Here is a 26,319-nt window from a genome sequence, read left to right on the forward strand (position 1 = left end):
CTACACTGAAGCCATGGAAGTCGAACTCAAACTACTGCTCTCGCCCGCCGACAACGACCTGCTGCTGCAGCATCCGCTGATCGCCGCCCACGCGCGCGCGCCGGTGCGCTCGCAACACTTGTCGGCGCGCTACTTCGACACGCCGGACCTGCACCTGCTGCGCCACGGCGCCGGCCTGCGCGTGCGTAAGATCGACGGCGCCTGGATACAAACCATGAAAGCCGGCGGCAGCGTGCAGAGCGGCCTGCACCGGCGCAACGAATGGGAAGGCCCGGTCGACCGTCCCTGGCCGCGCCTGGGCAAGCTGCGCAAGCTGATCGGCGACCACCAGCAATGGCTGGATGTGCTGGCCGCCGACGACCTGAAAACCCGGCTGGAACCGCTGTTCGTGGTGACTGTGCAGCGCCACAGCTGGGACCTGGACGTCGACGGCAACCACATCGAACTGGTGCTCGACCACGGCCACATCGAACGCCACGGCCACCAGGTGCCGGTCAACGAAATCGAACTGGAACTGAAAGACGGCGACCCGGCCAGCCTGTTCGCCTTCGCCTTGCAGCTGCAGGAGCAGATCCCCATGCGCCTCAGCAACACCAACAAGGCCGAGCGCGGCTACATGCTGTGCCGCCAGACCGGCACCGTGCCCTACCGCGCGCAAAGCCTGTCGCTGGCGCCGGACGCCACCGCCGCCGACGCGCGGCTGGCCATCCTCAACAACTGCCTGCAACACATCCAGCGCAACGAAAACGCCGTCATCGAAGGCGACGACGCGGAAACGCTGCACCAGATGCGCGTCGGCGTGCGCCGCCTGCGCTCGGCGCTGAAGCTGTTCGAGGCATGTGCGCCCTGCCCGCCCGCCTTGCAGGAAGACATCAACTGGCTGGGCACGGAACTGGGCGCGGCGCGCGACTGGGATGTGTTGCTGGCGTCCACGCTGACGCATATCCAGGCCAGCCCCGGCGGCCGCAACAGCGTGCTCGACCTGCAGACGCTGGCGCTCAAGACCGCCCACGCCAAGCGGCGCGAAGCGGCGCAAGCCCTGCTCTCGCAACGCTACACGCGCCTGCTGTTGACGATGGGATTATGGATGCAGCTGCCGGCCGAGGGCATGGACGAACCGGCGACAGCCTTCGCCAACAGCACCATGAAGCGCCTGCACAAAAAGCTGCTGAAACGTGCGCAGCGCATGGATGACGGCGCCCCGGAAACCATCCACCGCACGCGCATCGCCGCCAAGCGGGCCCGCTACGCGCTGGAGTTCTTCCATTCCCTGCACAGCGGCAAGGCGCTGCGCAACTATCTGAAAACGCTGTCCGCCACGCAGGAGGAACTGGGGCGGCACAACGACCTGGTGGTGGCCGACCGGCTGTTGCGGGAACTGGGCCAGCAGCACGAGGCCGCCGCCGCAACCGTCCAGTTCGCGCGCGGCTACCTGCAAGCGCTGCAAGCCGCGCAGCCGGCCAATCTGGCGACGATCTGCGCCGACCTGCACGCCTTGCGGCTGCCGTAGCGGCCCGGCCTAGCGTGCCGCCGGGCGATGCCTGGATTCCACCGTCCAGGTCAGCGCACCTGGGCACTGCGCATGCTGCACGGCCGCCAGCGCCGCATCGGCATCCGCGTCGGCCTGCTCATACTGCTTGACGCCGGCGATCTTGAAATGCAGCGCCGGTTCGGCGGAGCTGGCCGTCTTCGACAGCATCGGATAGAAACCACGCTCGGCCAGTATCTTGCGGCATGGCTCGATGTCCGTCATCCGGTCCGACTCCAGCTCGATCTTGAGCAGCCAGTTGACCGCGTAGCCGCGCGCGGCCTCCTCCGGCACCGGTCGCATCAGGTCCGACGGCACGGTGGCGGCGGCGGCCATCAGCGGAGCGCTCAACACCAGGGCGGTAGCAATTTGACGCAACATCGATCATCCTCGGTAGACGTTAAAGCGTCATGGTATCAGGATAGGATACAAGCTGGCGACCAGCAGCAAGGCCATCGCCACATTGAAGATGCGCACCGAACGCGCATCCTGCAACACGCGCCGCATCGCCACGCCGAACACCGCCCACGAGCCGACGCAGAAGACGCCGATCACGCCGAACACGCCGGCCAGCAGCGCCACATCCAGCACCTTGAAGCCGGGCGGCAGGTAAGTGGTGAGCGCGCCGATCGCCATCACCCAGGCCTTGGGATTGATCCACTGGAAGGCCGCCGCGCCGGCAAAACTCATCGGCCTGGACCGCGCGGCCCGCTCCGCATTCATCGGCGCCGCGTGCGCCAGCTTCCACGCCAGCCACAGCAAGTACAAGGCACCGGCGTATTTCAGGATCAGCTGCAACAACGGCAGCTGCTCGAACACCGCGTGCAAGCCCAGGCCGGTGGCGAAGATCATGAACGTGAAGCCGCAGCAAATGCCGAACAGATGCGGCAGCGAGCGCGTGAAGCCATGGTTCAAACCCGAGGCCAGCATCATGGCGTTGTTCGGGCCGGGCGTGATGGTGGTGATGGCGGCAAAGGCGCAAAGAGGGAACAACAGATCGGGCGACATGGGCGTATCCGGTAGCAGGCAGGAGCCACCATTGTAGGGAAAGTGTGCCTAACTGTACCAGTACACTTATGCAAACAGTGAGCGCAAGTGTATTGGTGGTTTGACCGGTACGACTCAGCCCCGCTTGCGCTGCCGCCCCAGCAGCTTGTAGAAACTCTCCAGCTCGGCCCGCACCAGGTCCTGGCCGTTCTCGATGACGAAATCCTGGAACGCGGCGGCCACCTTGGGGATCGGCTGGCCGGTCAGGTGCATGATGTGCCAGTCCGCCTCCACCGGATTCTCCTGCATCGGCAGGATCGCCAGCAGGCCGGCCTCGAACTCCAGGCCGCAGGCGTGCACCGACAGGAAGCCCAGCCCCAGCCCGGCCGACACCATGCGCTTGATCGCCTCGTTGCTCGACACCTCGGAGCCGAATTCCAGCGGATGGCCGGCGTCGCGCAGCAGCCGCTCGACCGCCGTGCGCGTGCCCGAGCCGCGCTCGCGCACCATCAGGTTGGCCGCCATCACGTCGTTGAGCGTGATCTTTTTCTTCTTCATCAGCGGATGCGTGGGACTGGCGACAAACGCCATCGGATGGCGCGCAAACTTGGCGGCGTTGGTGCGCAGCTCGCGCGGCGGCGTGCCCATGATGGCCAGCTCGATCTCGTGGCGCGCCAGCATCTGCACGATCTCCGCCCGGTTGCCCACCTGCAGCTTGAGCCGCACGTCGGGCCGCTCGATCGTGAACGGCACCAGCAACGGCGGCAACAAGTGTTCCGCCGTGGTCACCGCGCCGATGCGCAAGGTACCGCTGGTGACGCCCTGCAGCGCCGCCAGCTCGTCGCCGGCCTGCTCCCAAAGGCGCAGGATGCGTTCGGCGAACTCCAGCATCACCTCGCCGGCCGCCGTCAGCTGGATGTTGCGGCCATCCTTGCGCGTCAGCGGAATGCCGGCGATCTCCTCCAGTGTGCGGATTTGCAACGAAACCGCGGGCTGCGTCACATGCAGCGCGTCCGCCGCGCGCGACACGCTCTCATGGCGCGCGACCAATACCAGCGACTGTAGCTGGCGAAAGCTGGCGTGATACATAAGTCATTCCTTATCGATTATCCAAAATGTTTAATTTTTCTTTTGTTCATTGTACCCGTATATTCATAATCATCTGACATCGTTTTAAGCGGGGACCGACATGAGCATCGACGTAATCTTCCTGGGCCTGGACGGCGTACTGTTCGACACCGAAGCGCTGCACCTGGCCGCATGCAACGCGGCGTTTGCCAACGCCGGCCTGTCGGTGCGCTGGACCTTGCCGGCGCTGCGCGCAGCCGCCGCCACCCACGGATACGCCCGCGCCATCGGTTCGGCCATCGCCTGCGAGCTGCTCTCGCGCGACAAGGCCCGCGTGGCCGAACTGTTCGCCGACAAGCACCGCCAGTTCCATCAGGCCATCAGCGCCCAGCCGCCCAAGGCGCTGCCGGCCGCGCTGGCCCTGATCGACGACGCCCTCAACGCCGGCTGCAAGATCTGCGTGCTGACCGACCTTCCGGCGCCCGCCACCTCGGCGCTGCTGAGCGGCTGCTTCGGCGCCGATGTCAACAGCCTGTTCACGGTGGTCACCGGCGGCGCCAATTTCGACGGCCCGTCCGGCACCGGCCCCTACGCCCGCGCGCTGAACGCCATGGGCGTGGCGCCGCAGGACGCCATCGCCATCGACACCGCAGTGCCGGGCTTGCGCGCCGCCGAGGAAGCCGGCCTGTGGACCGTCTCCGTCGCTCCCTACGGCAACGAGGTGGTGCGTCCACGCCAGTTCATCACCTTCGACGCGCTGCGCGAGCTGCGCTCCAGTCCCTACACACCAGACCAGCGCGCAAAGCACGAACTGGCGGCATAGCACCAAGCGGCGCCTTCGCCGCAGCACAGATTTTTTCACTTATCTGGAGACGCAAAATGGAAACCATCGTCATCTTAGGAGGCGGTGCGGGCGGACTCGAGCTCGCAACCCGGTTGGGCGACACCCTCGGCGCCAGCAAGCGCGCCCGCGTGCTGCTGGTGGACCGCTACCCAGGCCACTTCTGGAAGCCCTTGCTGCACACCGTCGCTTCCGGCAAATGCGATCCGCGCGTGGAGGAACTGTCCTTCCCCGCCCAGGCGGTCGAACATGATTTCGAATTCGTGCAAGGCGAAGTGCTGTGCGTGGACCGCGCCCACCAGACCATCACCCTGGCCCCGCGCAAGGGCAGCGGCACCGATGGCGTCTGCCGCACCGTCGTCTACGACAAGCTGGTGCTGGCACTGGGCGCGGTCACCAATTTCTACAACGTGCCCGGCGCCTCCAAGCATGCGCTCACGCTCGACAGCGTGGACGAAGCCGAAGCCTTCCGCCGCCGTTTCATCGAAGCCTGCATCAAGGCCGGCGAACAGAAGACCGGGGTCGACGTGGTCATCGTCGGCGGCGGCGCCACCGGCGTCGAACTGGCGGCGGAGTTGAGCAACAGCGCCCGCGCCCTGGCCGCCTACCGCGTGCACACGCTGAACCCGGAAACCGATATCCGCATCAGCATCCTCGAACGCGGCCAGCACCTGCTGCCGCAGCTGCATCCGCAGCAGGCCAACCGCGCGGCGCGCGAGCTGCGCGCGCTCGGCATCGAGGTCCTGACCAGCACCGCCGTCGCCGAAGTCCAGCGCGACGCCGTGATCGACGCCGCCGGCAACACCCACTGCGCCGACCTGACCTTGTGGGCGGCGGGCGTCGAAGCGCCGCAGCTGTGCGCGACGTTCGGCCTGACCGTCAACCATCTGCGCCAGATCGTGGTGGACTCCAGCCTGTGCTCGGCCAACGACAGCCAGATCTACGCGCTGGGCGATTGCGCCAGCTACGTCTGTCCGGTCAAGGGCGCGGCGCCGCCGCGCGCGCAGGTGGCGCACCAGCAGGCGATGTTCCTGGCCGACCTGCTGGCCCGCCGCAGCGGCACGCCGCGTCCGGACTTCCGCTATCACGACTACGGCTCGCTGGTCTCGCTGGGGCCGCAGACCGCGGTGGGTGTGCTGACCGGCGCCATCACCGGCAAGAGCATCCGCGTCGGCGGCGCCACGGCCAGCCTGCTGTATCAGCTGCTGTACCAGAAGCACCTGCTCAGTTTGCACGGCACGGCGCGCGTCGTCACCCAGGCGCTGGCCGACTGGCTGCGCGCAAAGATACTGCCGCCGGTGAAGCTGAACTGAGGGGATATCGCCGTATAATAAGGTAATGACAACCTTAACCCCGTTAAGCAAAAACAGCGCGGTCACGTCTCCGCCCGCAACGGCGGAGACGACCGGCATGTCGTCCGCCGCCACCGGCATCGCGCCGCTCGCCACGCCCGCCTCGGTGGTCACGCTCAGCGCCGCCGCCGCACAGGCGGTCGATGGCGCGCCGCCCGCGCCGCTGGTCTGGGAGCGCAACAACAAGGACGCCGTCTCCGCACTGGTCGCGCGCAACTACAACCAACAGCCGGCCGCCGGCCGCTTCAAGAACCTTGGCGCCGCTCTGCTGGAGCGCTTCAAGACCGACAGCTCGGACTTCTCGCAATCGGTGCAGCGATCGTCGCAGGACCCGATCACCGGCACCTACGACGCCCTGGTGACCACGCAACTGCCGCCGCTGCATCGTGTAGGCGACGACCTGGCCGGCCTCACCATCACCGCCAAAAGCGGCGTTAAAGTCACCCTGGCGCTCGACAGCTCGGACAACGGCGTCGCGGTGCAGGTGCAAAGCAGCGGCAAGCTCAGTGACGACGAACGCGCTGCGCTGGCCGGACTCGCGGACGCCTTTCAACAAGCGATCGACGGCCTGGCCGCCGTGCCGCCGAAAATCGACCTGGCCGGTCTGGCCGGATTTGACGCCTCCGTGCTGTCGTCGGTGGACCTGAGCTCGCAAATCAAGCTGAATCAAACCGACACGCAGCTGCTGGACTTCCACGCCGACGCCAAGCAACGCTCGCTGCGTTTCAGCGGCCCGGCCGGCGAAGCGAAGATCAACGTCGACCTGAGCCAGCCCGCAGCCTGGGGCAGCAAGGAACAGCAAGCCAAGGCGCTGGTCAACTACCTGCACCAGTTCGACCAGGCCGCCATGCGCGGCCATGCCGACGCGGAGCTGGCAGGCCTGTTCAAGGACGCCGTCACCGAGATGCACAGCAACTATGGCCAGCCGGCCGCCGCGCCGCGGCAGCGCGTCACGCTGGCGGACCAGGACCACGCCATCCTCACCGGCCTGGCCGACTTCAGCGCCTCCATCACGCAGACCGAGACCGCGCCCAATCCGCTGCGTCTCGGCGAGCATGACAGCTTCGACTACCAGTCCTCGCAAAGCACCAGCGTGCAAGGCCGCAGCCAGTTGGACCGCTCGCTCGCGCAGCAGCAACTGTCGCAGTTCAAGGCCAGCTACCACGCGCCCAGCAAGCCCGATGGCCTGCTGGCCCTGACGCTCGATCGCGCCTCGCAGACCTACAACTACGTGCTGGTCGACGACAACGCCAGCAGCAACGCCGCGCTGGCGTACAAGGACGGCGCGCTGGACAAGGCCACGCTGGAGCAATCGGCCAGACAGTCGACGCGCACCGTCAAGTACCGGATGGACAAGCAGATCGAGGACCTCACCGTCCCGTCCAGCGCGGCCCACATCCGCGACCTGCTCGACATGCTGGCGCCGAAGAAGAAACCCGACGACGATGAACGCCGCATCACGCTGGACGCGGCCAACCAGATGATCTTCCTGCAACCAGAACCAGGCGCCCTTCCAAAATGACACCAGAATCCACCGTCCTCATGGCGGCCTACAACGCCTCGATGAACCAGAAGCTGTACGCCGCCGCGGCGCGACTGCCGCACGGCGAACTGGCCGCCGACCGCAAGGCCTTCTTCGGCTCCCTGCTCGGCACCATGAACCACCTGCTGGCCGGCGACACCATCTGGCTGCGCCGCTTCGCCACCCACCCGGCCAAATTCAGCGCGCTGGCGGGCATGCTGGACCTGCCCGCGCCGTCCGGCCTGACGCACAGCTTTGGCGAAGACCTGGCGCCGCTGCTGGCCTACCGCCAGCGGCTGGACGCCATCATCACGCAATGGGCGGCGCAGGTCAGCGCGGCCGACCTGGCGCAGACCTTCGAATACCACAACACCAAGGGCGATCTGTTTCACAAGCGCTTCGGCAGCGTGGTGCAGCATTTCTTCAATCACCAGACCCACCATCGCGGCCAGGCCAGCACCCTGCTGTCGCAGGCGGGCGTCGACATCGGCGTCACCGACCTGCTGGTCATGGTTCCCGACATCGACGCCCCATGAAGATCGCCGTCTACAGCGCCCAGCCCTATGACCGCCGCTTCCTCGACGAGGCGCGCCAGCAGCATGCGGCGGGTGTTGTCGACGCGGTCTACCTCTCCGACCCGCTGACGCTGGACACGGTGCCGCTGGCGCAAGGCTGCGCCGCCGTCTGCGTGTTCGTCAACGACCAGCTGGACGCCGCCGTGCTGCAAGCCTTGCACGCGCTGGGCGTGCGCGCCGTGCTGCTGCGCTGCGCCGGTTTCAACAACGTCGACCTGAACGCCGCCGCGCGCCTCGGCCTGTTCATGGCGCGGGTGCCGGGCTACGCGCCGGAAGCGGTGGCCGAACATGCGCTGGCCCTGGTGATGACGCTCAACCGCCACACGCACCGCGCCTACGCGCGCGTCCGCGAAGGCAACTTCGCGCTGGACGGCCTGCTGGGCATGACCTTGCACGGCAAAACCGTCGGCATCGTCGGCGCCGGTCAGATCGGCACGGCGGCGGCGCGCATCTTCAAGGGCCTGGGTTGCACGGTGCTGGTGAGCGATCCGGCGCCGGCGCCGCAGCTGGATGGCGTGGTGACCCGCGTCAGCCTGGACCAGCTGCTGGCCGCGTCGGACATCGTCTCCCTGCACTGCCCGCTGCTGGAAGCCACGCGCCACATGATCAACGCCGCCAGCCTGGCGCGCATGAAGCCGGGCGCGATGCTGGTCAACACCTCGCGCGGCGCGCTGATCGACACCGCCGCCGTGATCGAGGCGCTCAAGTCGCGCCAACTGGGCGCGCTGGCGATCGACGTCTACGAGCAAGAGGCCAGCCTGTTCTTCCACGACCACTCCAGCGACATCATCGCCGACGACGTGTTCCAGCGCCTGATGACCTTCCCCAACGTGCTGGTCACCGGCCACCAGGGCTTCTTCACGGTGGAGGCGATGCGCGAGATCGCCGCCGTCACCTTCGCCAACCTGGCCTGCCACATGAACGGCGCGCCCTGCGCCAACCTGCTGCCGGTCAGCTCGTGACGGGCAGCGTCAGCACGAAGCGGGTGCCGGCGCCAAGTTCGCTCTCCACTTCGATCTTGCCGCGCAAGACGCCGTAGACGATGTTGTAGACGATGTTCAGGCCCAGTCCCGAGCCGCCCTTTCCCAGCTTGGTGGTGAAGAACGGATCGTAGATGCGGCCCATGTTTTCCGGCGCGATGCCGGCGCCGTTGTCGCGGATGACCACCTGCACCCACTCCGCATCGAGCATGCGGGCGGAGAGCAGGATCTCGCCTTCGCTGCGGCCCTCGAAGGCGTGCGTCAGGCCGTTGTTGACCAGGTTGATCAACACCTGCCCGAACGGCCCCGGATAGCTCTTCATCTGTATCGTCACCGGGATCTCCTGGCGCACCGTGATGCCGCTCTTCTTGAACGACGGCAGCAGCAACAGCAGGATCTCATTGGCCAGGTCGCACAGCAGGAACTCGCGGCACTGCGAGGTGGTGCGGTCCACCGCCACCTGCTTGAAGCTCGACACCAGGTCCACCGCCCGGTGCAGATTGCGCAGCACGATCTCGCCGCCGCTGGCGACATCGTCGACAAAGGCCTGCAGCGTCGAGCGCTTCATGCCGTCGGCGGTCAGCTTGGTGAAGGAGCGGGTCTGGTCGATCAGCGTGCTGACCGCCAGCAGGCTGTTGCCGATCGGCGTATTGAGCTCGTGCGCCACGCCGGCCACCAGCGATCCCAATGCCGCCAGCTTCTCGCTGCGCACCAGTTCATCCTGCGCGCGCCGCAGCGTCTCCAGCGATTCGGCCAGGTCCTTGTTGGCGTCGACCATCTGGCCGGTGCGCAGCTGCACCAGCTCTTCCAGCTTGTCGCGGTACTGGATCAGTTCCACTTCGCTCTTCTTGCGGTCGGTAATGTCGGTCGAGATGCCACCCATCGCCCACACCTTGCCGTGATCGTCGCGCAGGCAGAATTTTTCCGAGATATAGGTGCGCACCATGCCCTGCGCATCCGGCACGCCCTCCTCGTAGATGTAGGAATGGGTCGATGCCAGCGCGCGGCGGTCGCCCTCGCGTATCACCTGCACGGTATCGTCGTCGAAAATATCGGCGTCCTTGTGGCCGATCGGATCGGGCGAGCCTGGCGGCAGCACCTGGCGCAGCCGCTCGTTGACCATCAGGTAGTGGCCCTCCAGGTCCTTGACGTAGATGACGGCCGAGGACTTGTCGGCGATATTGGTCAGCAGCGACTGGCTCACCCGCAGCGCCGCATCGCGCGCGGCGACGGTGGCCAGCATGGTGTTGAAGGCGGCCGACAGCCGCCCCACCTCGTCGTTGGAAAAGTGCGGCGCGCGCAAGTCGTAGCGTTCCTCGCGCGTCACCTGGTCCGCCACTTTCGACAGCGCCAGCAAGGGCTGGGTCACCAGCCGCCGCAGGCCGAGCGCCTGCAGCGCGCCGCCTATCATCAGCGTCATCAACACCACCGCCAGCACCAGGCCGTATTTGCTCAGGCGCTCGGCCAGCGGCTGCAAGGCATATTCCACTTGCAGGTAGCCGACCACCTCGTGCTGGAAGCGCACCGGCGCCAGCATCGACAGGTAATCGCCATGGAAGCTGTGGCCGGAGGGCGCCATCTCCTCCGACCAGTCGCATTGCGCGGCGCCGCTGCGCGCATAGCTGGCGAACGGCTGGTGCTGCGCGTCGAACAGGCAGGCGCTGTGGATGTCCGGCGTGCCGCGCAGCGCCGACAGCGTGCGCACGGCCGCCGGACGATCGCCGAAATTCAGGTCGACATCGAGGTTGAGCGACACCAGGTCCATGCGGCTGGCCAGGTCTTCCACCAGTCGCACCCGCACCACGCTGAAGTCGTAGGCGATCAGCGCCACCAGGGCCACCAGCATCGCCGTCATCGCCGTCAACAGCGAGACGATCAACAGCTTGCGCTGCAAGGCCAGGTCGTGCCAGCGCTGGGGCAGGCCTCTCACTTGGGTTCTCCGCCGACCACGCGTTCTGCCAGCGCCAGCATGCGGGGATTGAGGCTGACGCCGGAATGCTTGGCCGCCGTCAGGTTGACTTCAAAGCGGATGCTGCCGTCCACCAGCAGCATGTTGATCATGCCGCCGTCGGCCAGGAAGGAGGCGGAGTCGCCGATGGTGAGGATGGCCTGCTCGCGCATGCGCGTCAGCCATGCGCTTTGGCGGCTGCGCTCGGGCATGGCCAGATACACCGCGTGACAAGGTTCGGTTTCCTCGACACGGTTGAGGATGCGCAGTTCCAGCGGATGGCTGCCGGCCGCGCGTTTTTGCAACTGGCGCGCCATGTCCGCCGCGCCGGGGCCCACCATGCACACCACCAGCGGCGCATGCGGCTCGACCAGCGCCGGCGCCGGCCAGCTGGCGTAGCGGGTGAAGTTGAGGATGTAGGCGGCCTTGACCTGCTGCTCGGGGATGGCCTGCTCGGCGCGCGCGGAAACGCCTGCCAGCGTCGCCGGCAGGCTGGCCAGCAACAGCGAGGCCAGCATCCTGTTTTTCGCAGCGCCCAGTCGTCTCATCACGCCCGCCCCTCCCCATGCACATCGATTTTATCCGAATAGCCGCCGATGCAATATTTTTTCGCATCGTGGAAAGGCCTTGTTCTCTAAACACAACGCATCGTGCGGAGGGCAAACTTGCAGCTTGTGATCGTGTCGGAATTGGTGAATACTTTGTTAAATAAATAGCGCAGCATAGGGGAATCCTCTTGAGCGAACGCACACAGCACCGCAGCGCCTCCCGCCTGCTTTTGGCACTGCTGGCGGCCGCCTGCGCGGCGCCGCTGGCCGCCGCCGGCGCCGACGGCGCCAATGACGACGACACGCTCTTCGACCTCAGCCTTGACCAACTGCGCAACGTCAAGGTGCTGACCGCCACCAAGACCGCCACCCCGCTGTACGCCACGCCCGCCGTGGTGACGCTGGTCACGGCCGACGACATCGCCCGCTACGGCTACCAGACGTTGGCCGAGGCGCTGTCCCACGTGGCCGGCTTTGTCGAGAGCGACGACCGCCTCAACCACAACTTCGGCGTGCGCGGCATCAACGCCGGCGCGCAGTCGGCCAGCCGCGCCATCAAGATTTTGCTGGACGGCCAGCCGATCGCCTTCCGCAGCACCCAGCAGCAGTTGACCGGACTGGAATTCATCCCGCTCAACATGGTCGAGCGCATCGAGATCGTGCGCGGGCCGGTGTCGGTGCTGTACGGCGCCGACGCGCTGCTGGGCGCCATCAACGTCATCACCCGGCGCGACGGCAGCGAGCAGCGCCTGGGGCTGGCCCACGAATGGTCGGGCGGCGGCCGCAGCGCCGACCTGCTGTCGGCCAGCGGCAGCGTCCAGCTCGGCGCGACCGAAGGCGCGCCAGCGCCGTACTGGCTGGCCTGGGGCCTGCAGGCGGCCAAGGCCGACCGCAGCGGCCTGGCGCTGCCGCGCATCTCGCCCGACTACCAGCGCTACGCCGCGCTCAGCCCGGCGCGGGTGGACGACGCCGATCCGCGCAGCCTGTACCTGCGCGGCGGCTGGCGCGGCGCCAGCGACGAGCTCCAAGCCAGCGCCTTCTGGCAGCGGCAGGACAGCGACAACGTCTACGCCAACCTGAATCCGCTGCTGCGTCCGCCCAGCCACGTGGTGCTGGAACAGGGCTTTGTGCACCTGGAGGCCAGCCACCGCTTCAACGAATGGCATACGCTGCGCGCCAGCCTCAACTACGGCGAGGGCGAGCCGGGCAGCGGCGACATCGTGCGCACCGGCGCCGCCGACTACTACCTGCTGCGCGACTTCGGCTACCAGGCGGTCGACGGCAGCGCCGAATGGCTGTGGCAACCCGGTCCACAGACCAGCCTGCTGTTGGGCGCCGACCTGCTGCGCGACCGCGAGACGCTGGAATCGTTCCGCCGCCACAGCCTGGTCGACGGCAGCAATTTCCAGCTCAGCCAACCTGGCGAAAAGACGCTGCGCAACACCGGCCTGTACGCGCAATGGCAGTTCCCGCTGGTTGGCAAATGGCAGGCCATCCTCGGCGGCCGCCAGGACCGGCACTCGGTCTACGGCACCCAGGAATCGCTGCGCGCCGGCGTGGTCGGCACCTTGCCCGGCGACTGGGGCTTGAAAGTGCTGGGCGGCACAGCCTTCCAGGCGCCGTCGGCCGAGCTGCTGTACCGCACCGCCGTGCAGCCGGGCGACGTCAAGGGCAACCCCAACCTGGCGCCGCAAAAATCGCGCACGCTGGAACTGCAGCTGAGCACGCCGTCCCATCCGCACTGGAACGGCGCGCTGACGGTCTACCACACCAAGGTCAGCGAGCTGGTCACGCTGGAGCAGGAATTCTTCAACCTGGTGGCGCGCAACAGCAGCGACAGCAAGGTCAACGGCGTGGAGCTGGAGCTGCGCTACCAGCGCGACTGGCTCAACGCCTATGCCAACCTGAGCCGCGCCAACGGCAGCCGCGGCCTCAACCGCTACACACTGGCGCCGCTGGCCCAGCGCAGCGACGGCGAACTGTTCCCCACCAACAGCGCCAACGCCGGCGCCAGCGCCAGCCTGATGGGACAGAAGCTGCTGCTCAGCCTGGACAACCGCTACGTCGGACGGCGCCCGGCCGCCACCTCCAACGTGTTGCTGGCCAACCAGGCCTACCATCTGGCCAGCTACGTCGACACCACCTTGGGCGCACGCTGGAGCATCAACGCCCGCTCCAGCCTGCGCCTGCAGGTGCGCGACCTGTGGAACAGCCGCTATGTCGACCCCGGCGTGGGCGGCATCGATTATCCTTCGCTGGGACGGCGCTATGGAGTGCAATATGAATACCGCTACTAGCCGCCTGCTGGCCGCCGCCGCGTTGGCCGTGCTGGCGTCCTGCGGCGGAGGCGGCGGCGGCACCGGCGACGCCACCATGCCCTTGCCGGCCAACCCGATCAAGGCCATGATCGATCCGGCCGCCATCAACATCGCCTCGGTGGGCTGGCGCACCTCGACCCGCGACGCCTTCCTGCTGGCGGCCAAGCAGATCAACGACGCCGGCGGTGTGCTGGGCAAGCGCCTGAACGCCATCGCGCTGGTCGCGCGCGACAACGCCGAGGCCCAGGACATGGGCCAGCAGCTGCTGGATGCCGGCGTCATCGCGCTCAACGTCTCGACCTCCACCCGTGTGCTGAACCTGCTGCCGCAGGCGCTGGCCAAGGGCGTGCCCATTCTGACCGAATCGAGTTCCTCGCCGACGCTGAGCACGGTGGCCGACAAGGACTTGATCTACCGCATCGGCGTCTCCGACGTCGACGCCACGCCGGTGCTGGCCAAGGTGGCGTGGGAAGCGGGCAAGCGCCGCGCCGTGGTGCTGATCAACGCCGGCGACGCCTTCGGCGCCGGCCTGGCCAGCCTGTTCTCGCCGGCCTTCCAGAAGCTGGGCGGGCAGGTGGTGGCCACGGTCACCATCCCGTTCGGCCTCAAGAGCGGCTTCGCCAGCTATCTGCAGCAAGTCTACGACGCCAAGCCGGACGTGATCCTGAACGGCATCCTGGCGGCCGACATCTCGGCCAACGTGCTCAACGAATCGCTGCCGTTCCAGAGCGGCGCCATGTGGCTGCTGCCCGGCACCGCCGCCGGCAACCAGACCTTCCTCGACAACCTGGCCGATCCGGGCAAGCTGGTCGGCGGCGCCAGCGGCTCGGCCGCCACCATCGGCGCCTACGGCAACAGCTCCTACCAGAGCTTCCGCAGCGGCTACCTGGCCCAGTACGGCAGCGAGCCGCAGGACTTCACCGCCCCCACCTACGACATCGCGATGGTGATGGCGCTGGCCATCGAGCGCGCCGGCCTGGTCAACAACAGCAAGAGCCCCACCGGTCTGATGGCGCGCGACAGCCTGCGCTTCGTGATGAACGCGCCGGGTGAGAAAGTCAGGCCGGAAGCCATCGGCGCCGCCCTGGCGCTGGTCAGGGCCGGCAAGGACGTCGACTACGCCGGCGCCTATGCCGACATCGACTGGGACGGCGTCGGCGACATCGTCGGCCAGGTGCCGTTCACCGTGTTCCGCCTCGACACGGCGGCCCGCAGCTGGGACGCCAGCCTGCAACTGATCATAGCCCTGCCCCGTTGAGCGGCATCACTAGCGATCAAAAAGTGATCGCTAGTACACGTATTCCCCGGTAACATCAGCGTTCCGCATGAGTGGTATGCGGAATGCATGGTTGTGCCGGTGCGCCGGGCTAGTTATACTGCACCGCAACAATGCGCGTTTTTTCACATCCGATCGCAGTCCTATCACGGGGAAGGTCATGTCTCTCGCTTACCGCGCCAATGCCGATTTCGCCAAGTTGAATCATCCGATGCGGGTGCCGCTGTCGGCGGAAATCCACTCACGCCCCTTCCTGCAGCTGCAAGCGCCGGAAAGCCTGACCCATTTCGCGCTCTACGTGCAGCAGGACCAGCCGTCGCAGAAATTCCACCGCAGCAGCCAGCACCAGATCCTGGAGCAGCTGTGCCTGCACTACGGCGTGGCCGCGCCAGCCCCGCAGGCGCGCTATTTCTTCCACGACTTCGACCGCTTCCGCCTGAAGTGGGAATGCCACACCGAGTTCGCCACCTACACCTTCGTCGAACGCCAGGGGTCAAGTCTGACATTCGGACACGAGGACAGCCGTAGCGGCGACGACGGCAGCGCTCGTGTCCGAATCTCAGACTTGACCCCAGCGTTTGAGCGCATGCCGCTGCAACACGTGCCGCAGGAATGGCTGGCCGGGTTGCACGGCAAGATCATCGTCGCCGCCCATGTGCTGCTGTGCAAGGGCGAGCCGGACGACAGCGGCGCGGTGCGCGCCATCCGCGACCTGTTCCAGGGCAAATCGCTGGTCGGCAGCAGCGTCGGCAGCGGCGCCGAGGTGTGGACCGACTTCCTGATCCAGCCGGACGGCTTCAGCCGCTTCGTGGTGCGCGACCTCAGCCTGCGCGAATTCCAGGCCGGGCGCCTGGTCGGCCGCCTGCTGGAAATCGAAACCTACCGCATGATGGCGCTGCTGGGCCTGCCGCAAGCGGAAGCCAGCCAGCCGGTGCTCAACGGCATCGAGAACGAACTGGCCGACCTGACCGCCACGCTGGTGCAGAGCGACCAGTCGGACGGCGCGCCCAACGAGGCGCGCGAAGAGCAGGCGCTGCTCCACCGCATCACCAGCCTGGCGGCGCGGCTGGAAAAACTGTCGGTCAACAACAGCTACCGTTTCGCCGCCGCGCAGGCCTACTTCAGCCTGGTGCAATCGCGCATCCAGGAACTGCGCGAAGTGCGCATCGCCGGCATGCCGACCCTGGCCGAGTTCATGGGCCGCCGCCTGGCGCCGGCCATGCACACCTGCACCTCGGTCTCGCAGCGGCAGGAAACGCTGGCCAAGCGTATCGCCCGCAGCAACGACCTGCTGCGCACGCGAGTCGGCATCGAACAGGAGCGGCAAAACCGCAAGATCCTGCAATCGCTGGACGCGCGCGCGGCGCAGCAGCTGCGCCTGCAACAGGCGGTGGAGGGATTGTCGGCGGTGGCGATCTCGTACTACACGCTGGGCCTGATCGGCTACGCGGGCAAGGCCATGAAGGCCAGCAACGTGCCCATCAATCCGGACATCCTGACCGGCCTGGCGGCGCCGCTGGTGTTCATCGGCGTGTGGATGGGCTTGCGCAGGCTGCACAAGCAGCTGACCGGACCGGGCGGCGCGCTGGCCCGTCACGCCTGACGGCGCTGGCCGGTCTCAGGGAGCGAGGCTGACGGCCAGCTCCTTCTTGCCGGTCCAGCTGCCTTGCAGCGCATGCGCGGCTTCCGACCAGCCCAGCTGCAGCGTGGCGCTGACCTTGTCGCCGCTGCGCTCGTTCAACACCAGCTTGCCGTCGCGCTCAGTGCCATCGAGCGCGATGGGCTGGCGGAACTTATCGTAAAAATACGTCCCCTCGACGCCGCCGTCGCCGTCTTTTTTCAGCGTCATCGTCACCGCCATCGTCCCCAGGCGGCCATGCAGCACCTGGCCGAAATACCCGCCGGCCGGCGGCACCGCTCCCGTTCCCGTCAGCAGCGCCTTGCCGTAGTCATTCAGCTGCGGCGACAGCTCGGCATAGGAAAGCGCCAGCTTGACGGTGCCGACATCGTCCAGCGCCTGCTCGGCATGGCTGGAGCAGCGCTCCGAATAGATGTTGTACTTCTGCGCGGCCGCCTCCAGCTGATAGGTCCGGAACGCCGCCAGCAAATCGGCATCCGACTGCTTGGCCAGCTGACTTTCCTTGCTGGCGCATTCGGAATTGAGCGCCACACGCTGCTCCAGATCGTCGAGGTCGTCCTTGGACGCTTTCTTTTCCTTGCGCAGCGCGTCCAGCGCCGCCTTGCGCTGCGCCGCCTCGTTGCGGTAGGCCGCCAGGCGCTGCTTGCGCATCTGCCGCGCCAGCTCGCGCATGCCGGCCACCGTGAAGATGTCCTCCGCCTGCACCGACCGTCCGCTGCCCATGTCGAAGCTGTAGTACTGCCGGCTGGTCTCGCAATAGGCGCCGCAGAATTCGCTGTTGAAGGCGATGGTCAGGATGCGGCCATCGTTGCGGCCGACCGCGTAGGACTGCGTCGAGACGCCATCGAGGGCGATGCCGTCGGCCGCGCCCACCGACTTGCCTGGCGTCTTGGGCGACAGCACCCCGAATTGCGCGAGAAACAGTTTGTCGTTGATTTTGGCCGACAGCGCAGGATCGCCCGCCTGCACCAGCGGCATGACGATATCGCCGGCTGGCACCGGCTTGCCATCGGTGGACTTGCCCTGCACCGCCAGGCTGCGCACCAGGGCGGGCGCGGCCGCCTGCGCCAGGCCGGCGCAACCGAGCAGCAGCAACATGGAAGCACGACGCATGAACCGGCCCGTCATGGCTGGCTGAACCGGCCACGCAGGAAGCTGGCGATGCGATCCTGCGTCGCCTCCAGGTAGGGGATGTTCATGTGGTCGGAATCGGGAACGATCTCGTCCGCATGCAATTGCCCCAGCTTCTCGACCAGCAGGTCGGTGTGCGAATGCGGCACCACGTCGTCAAAGGCGGCGCGCAGCACATAGGTGGGCGCCTTCAGGTGGTGCGCGTACTTGACCGACTCGAATTTATGCCGCAGCACGTACTCCACCGGTATCGCCTTGAACTTGCGCTTGGCGATGGCCAGGATGGAATCATAGGGCGTGATCAGCACGATGGAATTGGCGTCGCGCTGCATCGCCACCTGCACCGCCACGCCGGAGCCGAGGCTGCGGCCGACCACGGCGATGCGCTTGGGGTCGACATGATGGCGCTCGCTGAGCCAGTCGAACAACATGCGGCCGTCGTCGACGAAATGTTCCTCGGCCGGATCGCCGTGCGAATCGCCATAGCCACGATAGTTCACCGCCAGCACCGCCATGCCAGGAAATAGCTTGCCCGCGTCGCGCGCGACCCAGGACACTTCCTCCGACCGCCCGCCGAAATAAATCACGCCCGGATGCGGTCCCGCCACCGGCGGCGTCATCAGCCAGCCGGACAGCCGCGTGCCGTCGTTCGAGCGCACCACGATGGGTCGCGTGCGATGGCCGCTGCTGTAAGGCTTGAGCACCTCGCGCTTGCTGCCAAGCGGATTGAACAGCAGACGCTTCTGGTTGGCCGCCACCGCGGCCGTCAGCCCCATCCACAGCACACTGACGAGACCGGCAAAACCTGCGACTTTTTTGGAATTGTTCATGACCTCTACTCTACTCCCGTCTCTCGTGTCCACGGTACGAAAAGTGAAGTCGTGCGTGGTATAGGCCACACATGGTGCCGCGCGGCCGCTTGCACAAGAGCCGGTATAATACGCGCTCCGTTTTTTTTGCCGTGCCGATAATGAAACCAGCCGTTGTACTGTTGCATAGCTCCATGAGTTCCAAGGCCCAGTGGGCCGACCTGATCGCTCAACTCGACAGCGATTTCCGCTGCATCGCCGTCGACCTGCTGGGCTACGGCGCCTCGCCCTTCCCGGCCGACGTCGATGGCGATTACGTCCACACGCTGGCGCACGAGGTGGACGCCGTCAACGCCGCCGTCGCCTCGCGCCTGGAGCCGGGTGTAGCCTTCCACCTGATCGGCCACTCCTTCGGCGGCGCCTCGGCGCTGCACATGGCGCGCCGCATGCCGGCGCGCGTGTTGTCGCTGACGCTGTTCGAACCGGTGGCCTTCCACCTGCTGCCGGCGCAGCATCCGGCGCGCGCCGAGATCGTCGCCGTGGTGGAGCGCATCAACGCCTGCGGCGCCGGCCAGGACCGCGACGCCACCCGCATCTTCATCGACTACTGGAACCGCGCCGGCGCCTTCGACGCCGCGCCGCCGGCGGCGCAGGACAAGATGAGCGCCATGATCGGCAAGGTGCGGCTGGACTTCCAGGCGCTGCTGGGCGAAGCGGCCACGCTGGACGACCTGGCGGCGCTGACGATGCCGTCGTTGGTGATGTCCGGCACGCACAGCCCGGCCTCGACCCGCCAGTTGGCCGAAGCGCTGGCCGCCGCCCTGCCCGACGCCACCGCGCTGCAAACGCGCGGCGGCCATATGGGACCGATCACCCACGGCGCCGTGGTCAACCCGGCCATCGTCAACTTCCTGGCCGACGCCGAAGTCACCACCGGCTGATAGCGAGCGCGCGTGCGCTAGGCTCTGGCCGGGCCGCGCGCCGCCAGGTCGGCATTGCTCAAGCATTCATTGTTCGCCCAGGACTGCTGAAGCTTGTGCCGCGTGTCCAGCAGCGATTCGCGCTGGGTGCGCAAGGTCTGCATCATCTGCTCGATCTCGCCCAGCCGCGCATCGAGGTTGTGCAGCAGCCCATCCTGGAACGCCGCGCCTTCGAGCAGCGACACCGCGCGGATCGCCTCCAGCGTGAAGCCGAGGTTCTGGCCGATCTGGATCAGTTGCAGGCGCTCCAGCGCCGTCTCCGCATACACGCGGTAGCCGTTGGCGCCGCGCGCCGCCTTCGGCAGCAAACCAGCCTTCTCGTAAAAGCGGATCGCCGACGGCGCAAGGCCCGAGCGCTCCGCCAATTCGCCTATTTTCATTTTTTGCTTGACCTTAAAGTGAACTTCAATCTTAGGATACATCATTTCGTACACCAAGCAGGGACCCGACATGATGTTCACCGCACTGACACTACCGAACGGCAGCACCCTCCCCAACCGCCTGGCCAAGGCCGCGATGGAAGAAAACATGGCCGACACGGGACAGCTTCCCGGCCCTGCGCTCAATCGTTTATACCAACGCTGGGCCGAAGGTGGCGTGGGCCTGATCATCACCGGCAACGTGATGATCGACGGCCGCGCGATGACCGGTCCGGGCGGCGTGGTGCTGGAGGCAGGCACGCCGCTCGAACCGTTCCGGCTATGGTCGCAAACGGCGGGCCGCCAAGGCGCGCAGGTGTGGATGCAGATTAACCACCCCGGCCGCCAGGTGATGGCCAACATGGGCGGCAACGCCTGGGCGCCGTCGGCGGTGGCGCTGGACATGGGCAAGCATAGCAAGCTGTTTGCCCAGCCGGTCGAGATGAGCACCGTGCAGATCGAGGAAGTCATCAACCGCTTCGCCGCCACCGCATACGCCGCCGAGCAGGCAGGTTTCAACGGGGTGCAGATCCACGCCGCGCATGGCTACCTGATCTCGCAATTCCTGTCGCCGCTGACCAACCGCCGCCGCGACAACTGGGGCGGCAGCCTGGCCAACCGCGCGCGCCTGCTGCTGGAGGTGGTGCGCGCCGTGCGGGCGCGCGTGTCGCCCGGCTTCAGCGTGTCCATCAAGCTCAATTCGGCCGACTTCCAGCGCGGCGGCTTCTCCGAGGACGACGCCAGACAGGTCGTGCTGCTGCTGAACGAACTGCCGGTGGACTTGATCGAACTGTCCGGCGGCAGCTACGAAAGCCCGGCCATGCAGGGCCGCACCATCGACGGCCGCACACTGGCGCGCGAAGCCTACTTCCTCGAATTCGCCAAGGACCTGGCGGCAGTGGCGCACATGCCGGTCATGACCACCGGCGGCATCGCCCGCAAGGCCGTGGCCGAGCAGGTGCTGGCCAGCGGCATCGCCGTCGCCGGCATCGCCACCGCGCTGGCGGAAGTACCGGACTTGCCACTGCAATGGCGCACAGGCCAGGAGCCGACGGCGCTGCCGCCACCTCTGGAATGGAAAGACAAGACCATGGCCTCGGTCGCCGCGATGGCGCTGGTCAAACGCCGCATGCGTGCGCTCGGCGGCGGCGACACGTCGCGGGCGCGCCGCTACTCGCCGCTGTTGACCATGATCGTCGGCCAGTTCCGCATGGTGCTGCTGACCAGGCGCTATCGTGCCTGGCTCACGGCCGCCGGCCAACTACAAGCGTAGCCGCCTGCTCTCGCCAGCCTTCAGGTTCAGCGGAATCACCTTGTCGCCGTAGCGCACCTTGCCGGGACCCGAGCCGGCGGTGCGGCGTATCGTGGCCGACGTCAGCTTGCCGCCAGCCCACGCCACGTCAACTTCATAGCCGCCGCGTGCGCGCAGGCCCTTGACCGAGCCGGCAGGCCATGCCGACGACGGCGCCGGCAGCAGATGGATCGCCCCGGTCTGCGATTGCAGCAGCATCTCGCAGATCGCCGCGACCGCGCCGAAGTTGCCGTCGATCTGGAACGGCGGATGCGCGTCCAGCATGTTCGGATAGGTGCCACCAGCGTTGTTACCCTCGCTGCCTTTGCCGCTCTGCTGCGCGGCGCGCGCGCCCGGCTTGGCCAGCTGCCCGCGCAGCATCATATAGGCGTGATCGCCGTCCAGCAGCCGCGCCCAGTACGCCGTCTTCCACGCCATCGACCAGCCGGTGCCGGCATCGCCACGCCCTTCCAGCGACTTGCGCGCGGCCGCCGCCAGTTCAGGCGTTTGCGTCGGCGAGATCTGGCGGCCGGGATAAAGCCCGAACAGATGCGACACGTGACGATGCGTATCACCCGGCGTATCGAGCACCGGATCTTTTCTCTCGTCCATCCATTCCAGCAGTTGGCCCCAGCTGCCCACGCGCGGCGCGGCCAGCTTGTCGCGCATGGCGGCGACTTGCGCGCGGAAGGCTTGGTCGTCGCCCAGCGCATCCGCCGCCTCGACGGTGTTGTTGAACAGGTCCCAGACGATCTCCTGGTCGTAGGTGACGCCATCCTCGATCGGCCCATGCTCCGGCGACCAGCCCAGCGGCGCAACCAGGCGGCCATCGGGCAGCTGTTTCAGATAGTCCTGCCAGAAGTGCACCGCCTCCTTCATCATCGGATACGCCACCTTGCGCAGGAAGTCCTTGTCCTGCGTGTACGCATAGTGTTCCCAGAAATGCTGGGCATACCAGGCGTTGCCGGTCTTGTTCCACACATAACCCATGGCGCCGAACGGATTCGATTCGGTGCGCACCGTCCAGCCGCGCACCGGCTTGCCGGCGCTGGTGGAAAAGGTGTCGGCCGTCAGCTGGCGATACACCGGCGCCACGCCCTGCACCAGCGCGAAGAACGGCAGCGCGTTCTGCGACAGGTTGGCAGGCTCCGCCGGCCAGTAGTTCATCTGGATGTTGATGTTGGTGTGGTAGTCCGAATTCCACGGCGGCGTAAGGCTGTTGTTCCACAGCCCCTGCAAATTGGCGGGCAGCGAATCGCGCGAACTGGAGATCAGCAGATAGCGGCCATACTGGAAGAACTGCGCCTCCAGTCCGGGATCGTTGCCCTCCGCCGTGTAGCGAGCGATACGCTGGTCGGTCGGCAGCGTGCGGCGTGCCGGCACGGCACTGCCGAAGTCCACGCTCATGCGATTGAACTGCGCGTGAAAATCCATCTGGTGCTCGGCCAGCAGCACCGCCCACGGACGCACCGCAGCGCTCACCTGCGCAGTCACCCGTGGCAGCGGATGCTCGCCCTGGAACTGCTTGACCGGATCGAGAACATAGCTGGTGCCTGCGCCCAGTATCAGCGTCACCGCATCGCAGCCGGTGAAAGTGATCCGGTTGCCATCGACCGAGAGCGCCCCGCCCTCGTTCAGCACCTGCACCTGGCTGGTGTAGTCCATCGCGTTGCTGGACGCATGCCCCTTGCCGCGCAAGGAACCAGTGGCGACGATGCGCTTTCCCAGCGCCTTGATCTGCGCGTCGTGCATGTCGGTCAGCTCGATCGATCCGGTGTACTGCCCGCGCTTGCTGGCGGTCAGCCGCATCGCGATCACCTGCGCCGGATAACTGGCGAAGGCCTCCCGCTTGAACCTGACGCCGCCGTGCGTGTAACTGACGCTGTGCAGGCTCTGGCCGATATCCAGCTGCCGCGCGTAGGCCGTCGTCCCCTGCTCATGCCCCGGCAGGTTGATATAAACATCGCCAAACGGCTGATACGCGCCCATCACCTTGTCGTCGCCGGTCCACAAGGTGATGTCGTTGAACTGGACGCGCTCCCGCGCCAGCTGGCCGAAGATCATCGCGCCGATGCGGCCATTCCCGATCGGCAGCGCCTCCTGCTCCCAGCCTTGCGCCGTATCGGGCGCAGGCTGGTCATAACGCAGCGTGAGGTCGCGCGTTTCCGCCGCGCCGCACAGCTGAGCGGCGAGCAGGCACGCCGCGATCAACATATTTCGAACCATCTTATTTCCTGACCGTGATCGACTTTCCTTCATACGCGACGACCTTGTCGGACGCATCGAAATCCTCCGAACTCGAAACGCCGGCCTTGATGAAGCGCAGCTTGAACTGGCGCTTGCCCGGCATGCCCTTGTACTTGCCCACACGCTCGCCGATGGTGACCGCGCCGGTCTTGTCGTTGTAGCTCAACGCGATGCGGCTGAACTCTCCACGCAGGTAGGCATTGCTCACGCCATCATCCTCGTACAGGCTGGACTTCCCGTCAGCGCCGGTGTAGACGTTGAGGGTGATCGGCGCATCCGGCGTCTCATCCACATACTGCGTCACTGGTCCCATCGGCAGTATCGAACCGGCCTTCACCAGCAACGGCATGCGGGTCTCCGGCGCCTTGATCGCGGCCGTGCTGCCGCCCCTGTGCACTTCGCCGGTATAGAAGTCGTACCAGCTTGCGCCCTTGGGCATGTAGACCTTGCGCTCACGCGCGCCGTACACATACACCGGCGCGACCATCAGGTTATGACCGAACAGGTACTGGTCCTTGATATCCTTGACCGCCTCGTCGCTCGGGAAATCCATCACCAGCCCGCGCATGATGGCGCCGGATTCGTAGTGGATGTCGGCGGCGGCCGAGTAAATGTAAGGCATCATGCGATAGCGCAGCTTGTCGTACCAGACCATCGAATCGCGCATCGGCGATCCTTCCGGCGCAATCTCGTGGATCTCGCGCTTCACCACTTCGCCGTGGGAACGGAACAGCGGCGAGAACGCGCCGAACTGGAACCAGCGCAGATTCAGTTCGCGCCATTCCTTCATGTCCTCCGCATTGCCCTTGGCCGCACCGGTGGCGCGATTTTCCTGCGCCGAGCCGACATCGCCGACCTGGTAACGGGTCTCCTGCGCGTAGCCGCCGATATCGTGCGTCCAGTTCGGAATGCCCGACATCGAGATGCTGACGCCGGCCGATATCTGGTCGTACAGGTTGTTCCAGCGGCTCGCCGTATCGCCGCTCCACACCGCGACCGCATTGCGCTGGATGCCCGCGAAGCCCGAGCGTGACAGGATGAACTGGCGCATATCCGGCTGATCGCGCTTCAGCCCCTGGTAGAAGCCCTCCGTATGCACCAGGCTATACGGATTGAAGGTGATCTCGCCGCCGCCATACACGGTCGGCCCGACCAGCTTCTTGAAGTCCGCCGGACGGGTGTTGGACAGCACATCCGGCTCGGTGTTATCCATCCACCAGGCGTCGAAGCCCATGTCGACCAGCTTCGGCTTCATCTGGCGATAGTAGATGTCGCGCGCCTCCTTGGTGTACGGATCGTAGTGGCTGTTCTTGTAGCCGGGGCCTACCCAATCCAGATCGCCGTTCTCGACGTTCTTGGTCCACATATGGCCCTTGGCTGCAAGCTCCTTGTAGTTGTCGGTGTTCGAATAGAACTTGCCCCAGATCGAAATCATGACGCGCGCATGAGCCTTGTGCGCTTCGTCCAGCATCCCCTTCGGATTAGGGAAGCGCGCCTTGTCGAAATCGTGCGAACCCCATTGATCCTGCGGCCAGTAGAACCAGTCCTGCACCATGTTATCCACCGGCCAGCCCTGCTTGCGGTACTCGCGCAGCACGCCGAGCAGCTGCTCCTGCGTTTCATAGCGCTGGCGCGATTGCCAGAAGCCGTAGGCCCACTTAGGCATCATCGGCGCCTGGCCGGTCAAATGGCGATAGCCGGCGATGACCTTGTCCATGCTGTCACCGTTGATCACGTAGTAGTTGATGCTCTGCGCGACTTCCGACGAGAAGGTCAGCGAGTGGCGTTCCGCATCGGGCAGCGGATCGTTGTGCGTGATGGCGACCATGCCGCCGGTCGGCTTCCACTCCAGGTGCAGCTTGACCGGCTTGCCGGCCTCGAACTTCACCTCGAAGTTGTGATACCACGGATTCCAGCCCTGACGCCAAACGTCCATGACCTGCTTGCCGTCCACCGTCAACGTCGCATAGTCCGACGAGTACAGCTGCATCTTGTGCACACCCGGCTTGTCGGAGCTCAGCGTCGCATCCCAAATTACTTTGACGTCGTTCAGCGTTTTCAGGTCGCCCAATTCCTTCGGCCAGTTCTCGGCCACGTCCTTCAGGTATTGGTAAGCGATGTCCTTCTCGTGACGCGTCAGTACCAGCTTGCCGCCAACGTAGTAGCGCGCCGTCAGGCCGCCGGCCTTGCCTTCACCATCGACCAGCTTCAGGTCGCGCACCATCGGGCCATACGGCTTGGCGTCGCCGAAACGCGAGATCGAATTGTTATCCCATAAAACGCCGTAGTTCTTGTCCGAGACGACGAAAGGCACGGCGATCGCCATGTTGTGCTGCATGAGCAGAACGTCCTCGCCGTTCAGGTTCATTTGCGCATTCTGGTGCTGACCCAGGCCGTAGTAGGCGTCCTTGGTGCCGTGGTTGAAGCCTTCCTTGACCGCCATGAACGGCTTGCCGTCGACATCGACCGGCGCCATGCTCTCCGATGCCTGGCTCAGGAAGGCTTTTCCTGCGGCGTTGAGGAACTGCACCTGGCCGGTCGCCAGCGAGACCTCCACCGAGATCTTCTTCGCCTTCAGCGTGACCTTGTCCTTGCCCGCAGCGGCAACGCTGAAGTTACCGCTAACAGGAGCAGCCACCGTCATCAGCGATGGCGTCAGTTCCTTGCCCGAGCGATCGAGCTTCATCACGTGGATCATGTTCTCGCCCATGACTTCAAGGCGCACTTCCTTCGCCGCGCCCGAATCAGGCTTGACCACCACGCCGGTGGCGGTCTTTTCAAACGTGCCGGCCAACACTTGGCCCGACACCATCACCGCCAGGCACGACGCCGCCGGCACTATCGATTTGAATCGCATTTA

The 26,319-nt window shown here is 66.1% G+C and carries 21 protein-coding genes; 11 read left to right on the forward strand and 10 right to left on the reverse strand.

What is annotated here, in order from left to right:
• Positions 1-13: 13 nt before the first annotated feature.
• Positions 14-1,510, forward strand: coding sequence for a CYTH and CHAD domain-containing protein (locus tag KVP70_RS29435; RefSeq protein ID WP_217945940.1), 1,497 nt, complete (start codon positions 14-16; stop codon positions 1,508-1,510).
• Positions 1,511-1,519: 9 nt separating this feature from the next.
• Here the strand turns inward: KVP70_RS29435 and KVP70_RS29440 are convergent, their stop codons facing one another.
• From KVP70_RS29440 to KVP70_RS29450, 3 genes are all read right to left on the reverse strand, one after another.
• The gene (locus KVP70_RS29440; protein WP_229225175.1) at positions 1,520-1,909 is read right to left on the reverse strand and encodes a hypothetical protein; all 390 of its coding nucleotides are present in this window, start codon (positions 1,907-1,909) and stop codon (positions 1,520-1,522) included.
• A gap of 27 nt (positions 1,910-1,936) precedes the next feature.
• Complete coding sequence (locus KVP70_RS29445) at positions 1,937-2,536, reverse strand: LysE family translocator (RefSeq protein ID WP_217945941.1); 600 nt, start codon at positions 2,534-2,536, stop codon at positions 1,937-1,939.
• 114 nt (positions 2,537-2,650) lie between these two features.
• Positions 2,651-3,604 (reverse strand): LysR family transcriptional regulator, encoded by a 954-nt coding sequence (locus tag KVP70_RS29450; RefSeq protein WP_217945942.1) that lies wholly within the window; start codon positions 3,602-3,604, stop codon positions 2,651-2,653.
• Positions 3,605-3,704: 100 nt separating this feature from the next.
• Here KVP70_RS29450 and KVP70_RS29455 point away from each other — a divergent pair, with 100 nt between their 5' ends.
• The 5 genes from KVP70_RS29455 to KVP70_RS29475 all read left to right on the forward strand — a co-directional run bounded on the left by KVP70_RS29455 (position 3,705) and on the right by KVP70_RS29475 (position 8,835).
• Positions 3,705-4,406, forward strand: a complete 702-nt coding sequence (locus KVP70_RS29455) for an HAD family hydrolase (RefSeq protein WP_217945943.1) — start codon at positions 3,705-3,707, stop codon at positions 4,404-4,406.
• Between the two features lie 56 nt (positions 4,407-4,462).
• Complete coding sequence (locus tag KVP70_RS29460; protein ID WP_217945944.1) at positions 4,463-5,737, forward strand: NAD(P)/FAD-dependent oxidoreductase; 1,275 nt, start codon at positions 4,463-4,465, stop codon at positions 5,735-5,737.
• A gap of 97 nt (positions 5,738-5,834) precedes the next feature.
• Positions 5,835-7,298 (forward strand): hypothetical protein, encoded by a 1,464-nt coding sequence (locus KVP70_RS29465; protein WP_217945945.1) that lies wholly within the window; start codon positions 5,835-5,837, stop codon positions 7,296-7,298.
• Positions 7,295-7,834 carry a DinB family protein gene (locus KVP70_RS29470; RefSeq protein WP_229225176.1) on the forward strand — a complete coding sequence of 180 codons (540 nt, stop codon included), beginning with the start codon at positions 7,295-7,297 and terminating at the stop codon, positions 7,832-7,834. The genes KVP70_RS29465 and KVP70_RS29470 overlap by 4 nt, the downstream gene beginning before the upstream one ends.
• On the forward strand, positions 7,831-8,835 hold the full coding sequence (locus KVP70_RS29475; RefSeq protein ID WP_217945946.1) for a 2-hydroxyacid dehydrogenase: 1,005 nt from the start codon (positions 7,831-7,833) through the stop codon (positions 8,833-8,835). The genes KVP70_RS29470 and KVP70_RS29475 overlap by 4 nt, the downstream gene beginning before the upstream one ends.
• Here the strand turns inward: KVP70_RS29475 and KVP70_RS29480 are convergent.
• On the reverse strand, positions 8,825-10,783 hold the full coding sequence (locus tag KVP70_RS29480; protein WP_217945947.1) for an ATP-binding protein: 1,959 nt from the start codon (positions 10,781-10,783) through the stop codon (positions 8,825-8,827). The two genes, KVP70_RS29475 and KVP70_RS29480, sit on opposite strands and share 11 nt — an antisense overlap.
• On the reverse strand, positions 10,780-11,349 hold the full coding sequence (locus tag KVP70_RS29485) for a TOL_0243 family YfiR-like periplasmic protein (protein WP_229225182.1): 570 nt from the start codon (positions 11,347-11,349) through the stop codon (positions 10,780-10,782). Before KVP70_RS29485 ends, KVP70_RS29480 begins: the two co-directional genes overlap by 4 nt.
• Positions 11,350-11,537: 188 nt before the next feature.
• On the opposite strand from KVP70_RS29485, the gene KVP70_RS29490 reads away from it, so the two are divergent.
• The 3 genes from KVP70_RS29490 (at position 11,538) to KVP70_RS29500 (ending at position 16,546) form a co-directional block, all read left to right on the forward strand.
• Positions 11,538-13,646 (forward strand): TonB-dependent receptor plug domain-containing protein, encoded by a 2,109-nt coding sequence (locus KVP70_RS29490; protein WP_217945948.1) that lies wholly within the window; start codon positions 11,538-11,540, stop codon positions 13,644-13,646.
• Positions 13,630-14,925, forward strand: coding sequence for an ABC transporter substrate-binding protein (locus KVP70_RS29495; RefSeq protein WP_217945949.1), 1,296 nt, complete (start codon positions 13,630-13,632; stop codon positions 14,923-14,925). Before KVP70_RS29490 ends, KVP70_RS29495 begins: the two co-directional genes overlap by 17 nt.
• 178 nt (positions 14,926-15,103) lie before the next feature.
• The gene (locus tag KVP70_RS29500; protein ID WP_217945950.1) at positions 15,104-16,546 is read left to right on the forward strand and encodes a DUF3422 family protein; all 1,443 of its coding nucleotides are present in this window, start codon (positions 15,104-15,106) and stop codon (positions 16,544-16,546) included.
• A gap of 15 nt (positions 16,547-16,561) precedes the next feature.
• On the opposite strand, the gene KVP70_RS29505 is transcribed toward KVP70_RS29500, so the two are convergent.
• Together KVP70_RS29505 and KVP70_RS29510 are read right to left on the reverse strand one after the other, a co-directional pair.
• On the reverse strand, positions 16,562-17,695 hold the full coding sequence (locus KVP70_RS29505) for a hypothetical protein (RefSeq protein ID WP_217945951.1): 1,134 nt from the start codon (positions 17,693-17,695) through the stop codon (positions 16,562-16,564).
• Positions 17,696-17,706: 11 nt separating this feature from the next.
• Positions 17,707-18,543: an alpha/beta hydrolase gene (locus KVP70_RS29510; RefSeq protein WP_217945952.1), complete on the reverse strand. Its 837-nt coding sequence runs from the start codon at positions 18,541-18,543 to the stop codon at positions 17,707-17,709.
• 140 nt (positions 18,544-18,683) lie between these two features.
• Here KVP70_RS29510 and KVP70_RS29515 point away from each other — a divergent pair, with 140 nt between their 5' ends.
• On the forward strand, positions 18,684-19,463 hold the full coding sequence (locus tag KVP70_RS29515) for an alpha/beta fold hydrolase (protein ID WP_217945953.1): 780 nt from the start codon (positions 18,684-18,686) through the stop codon (positions 19,461-19,463).
• A 17-nt stretch (positions 19,464-19,480) separates the two neighbouring features.
• On the opposite strand, the gene KVP70_RS29520 is transcribed toward KVP70_RS29515, so the two are convergent.
• Positions 19,481-19,882, reverse strand: coding sequence for a MerR family transcriptional regulator (locus KVP70_RS29520; RefSeq protein WP_217945954.1), 402 nt, complete (start codon positions 19,880-19,882; stop codon positions 19,481-19,483).
• A 70-nt stretch (positions 19,883-19,952) separates the two neighbouring features.
• Here KVP70_RS29520 and KVP70_RS29525 point away from each other — a divergent pair, with 70 nt between their 5' ends.
• A complete protein-coding gene (locus KVP70_RS29525) occupies positions 19,953-21,194 on the forward strand; it encodes an NADH:flavin oxidoreductase/NADH oxidase family protein (RefSeq protein ID WP_217945955.1) in 1,242 nt (413 codons plus the stop codon).
• Here KVP70_RS29525 and KVP70_RS29530 read toward each other — a convergent pair.
• Together KVP70_RS29530 and KVP70_RS29535 are read right to left on the reverse strand one after the other, a co-directional pair.
• Positions 21,183-23,438, reverse strand: coding sequence for a glycoside hydrolase family 95 protein (locus KVP70_RS29530; RefSeq protein ID WP_229225178.1), 2,256 nt, complete (start codon positions 23,436-23,438; stop codon positions 21,183-21,185). The two genes, KVP70_RS29525 and KVP70_RS29530, sit on opposite strands and share 12 nt — an antisense overlap.
• A 1-nt stretch (position 23,439) precedes the next feature.
• Entirely contained in the window at positions 23,440-26,316 is a 2,877-nt protein-coding gene (locus tag KVP70_RS29535; RefSeq protein ID WP_217945956.1) for a TIM-barrel domain-containing protein, read from the reverse strand.
• Positions 26,317-26,319 lie beyond the last annotated feature (3 nt).

Origin of the sequence: Duganella violaceipulchra, from assembly GCF_019166075.1 — a bacterium.
Taxonomy (GTDB): Bacteria; Pseudomonadota; Gammaproteobacteria; order Burkholderiales; family Burkholderiaceae_D; genus Rugamonas; species Rugamonas violaceipulchra.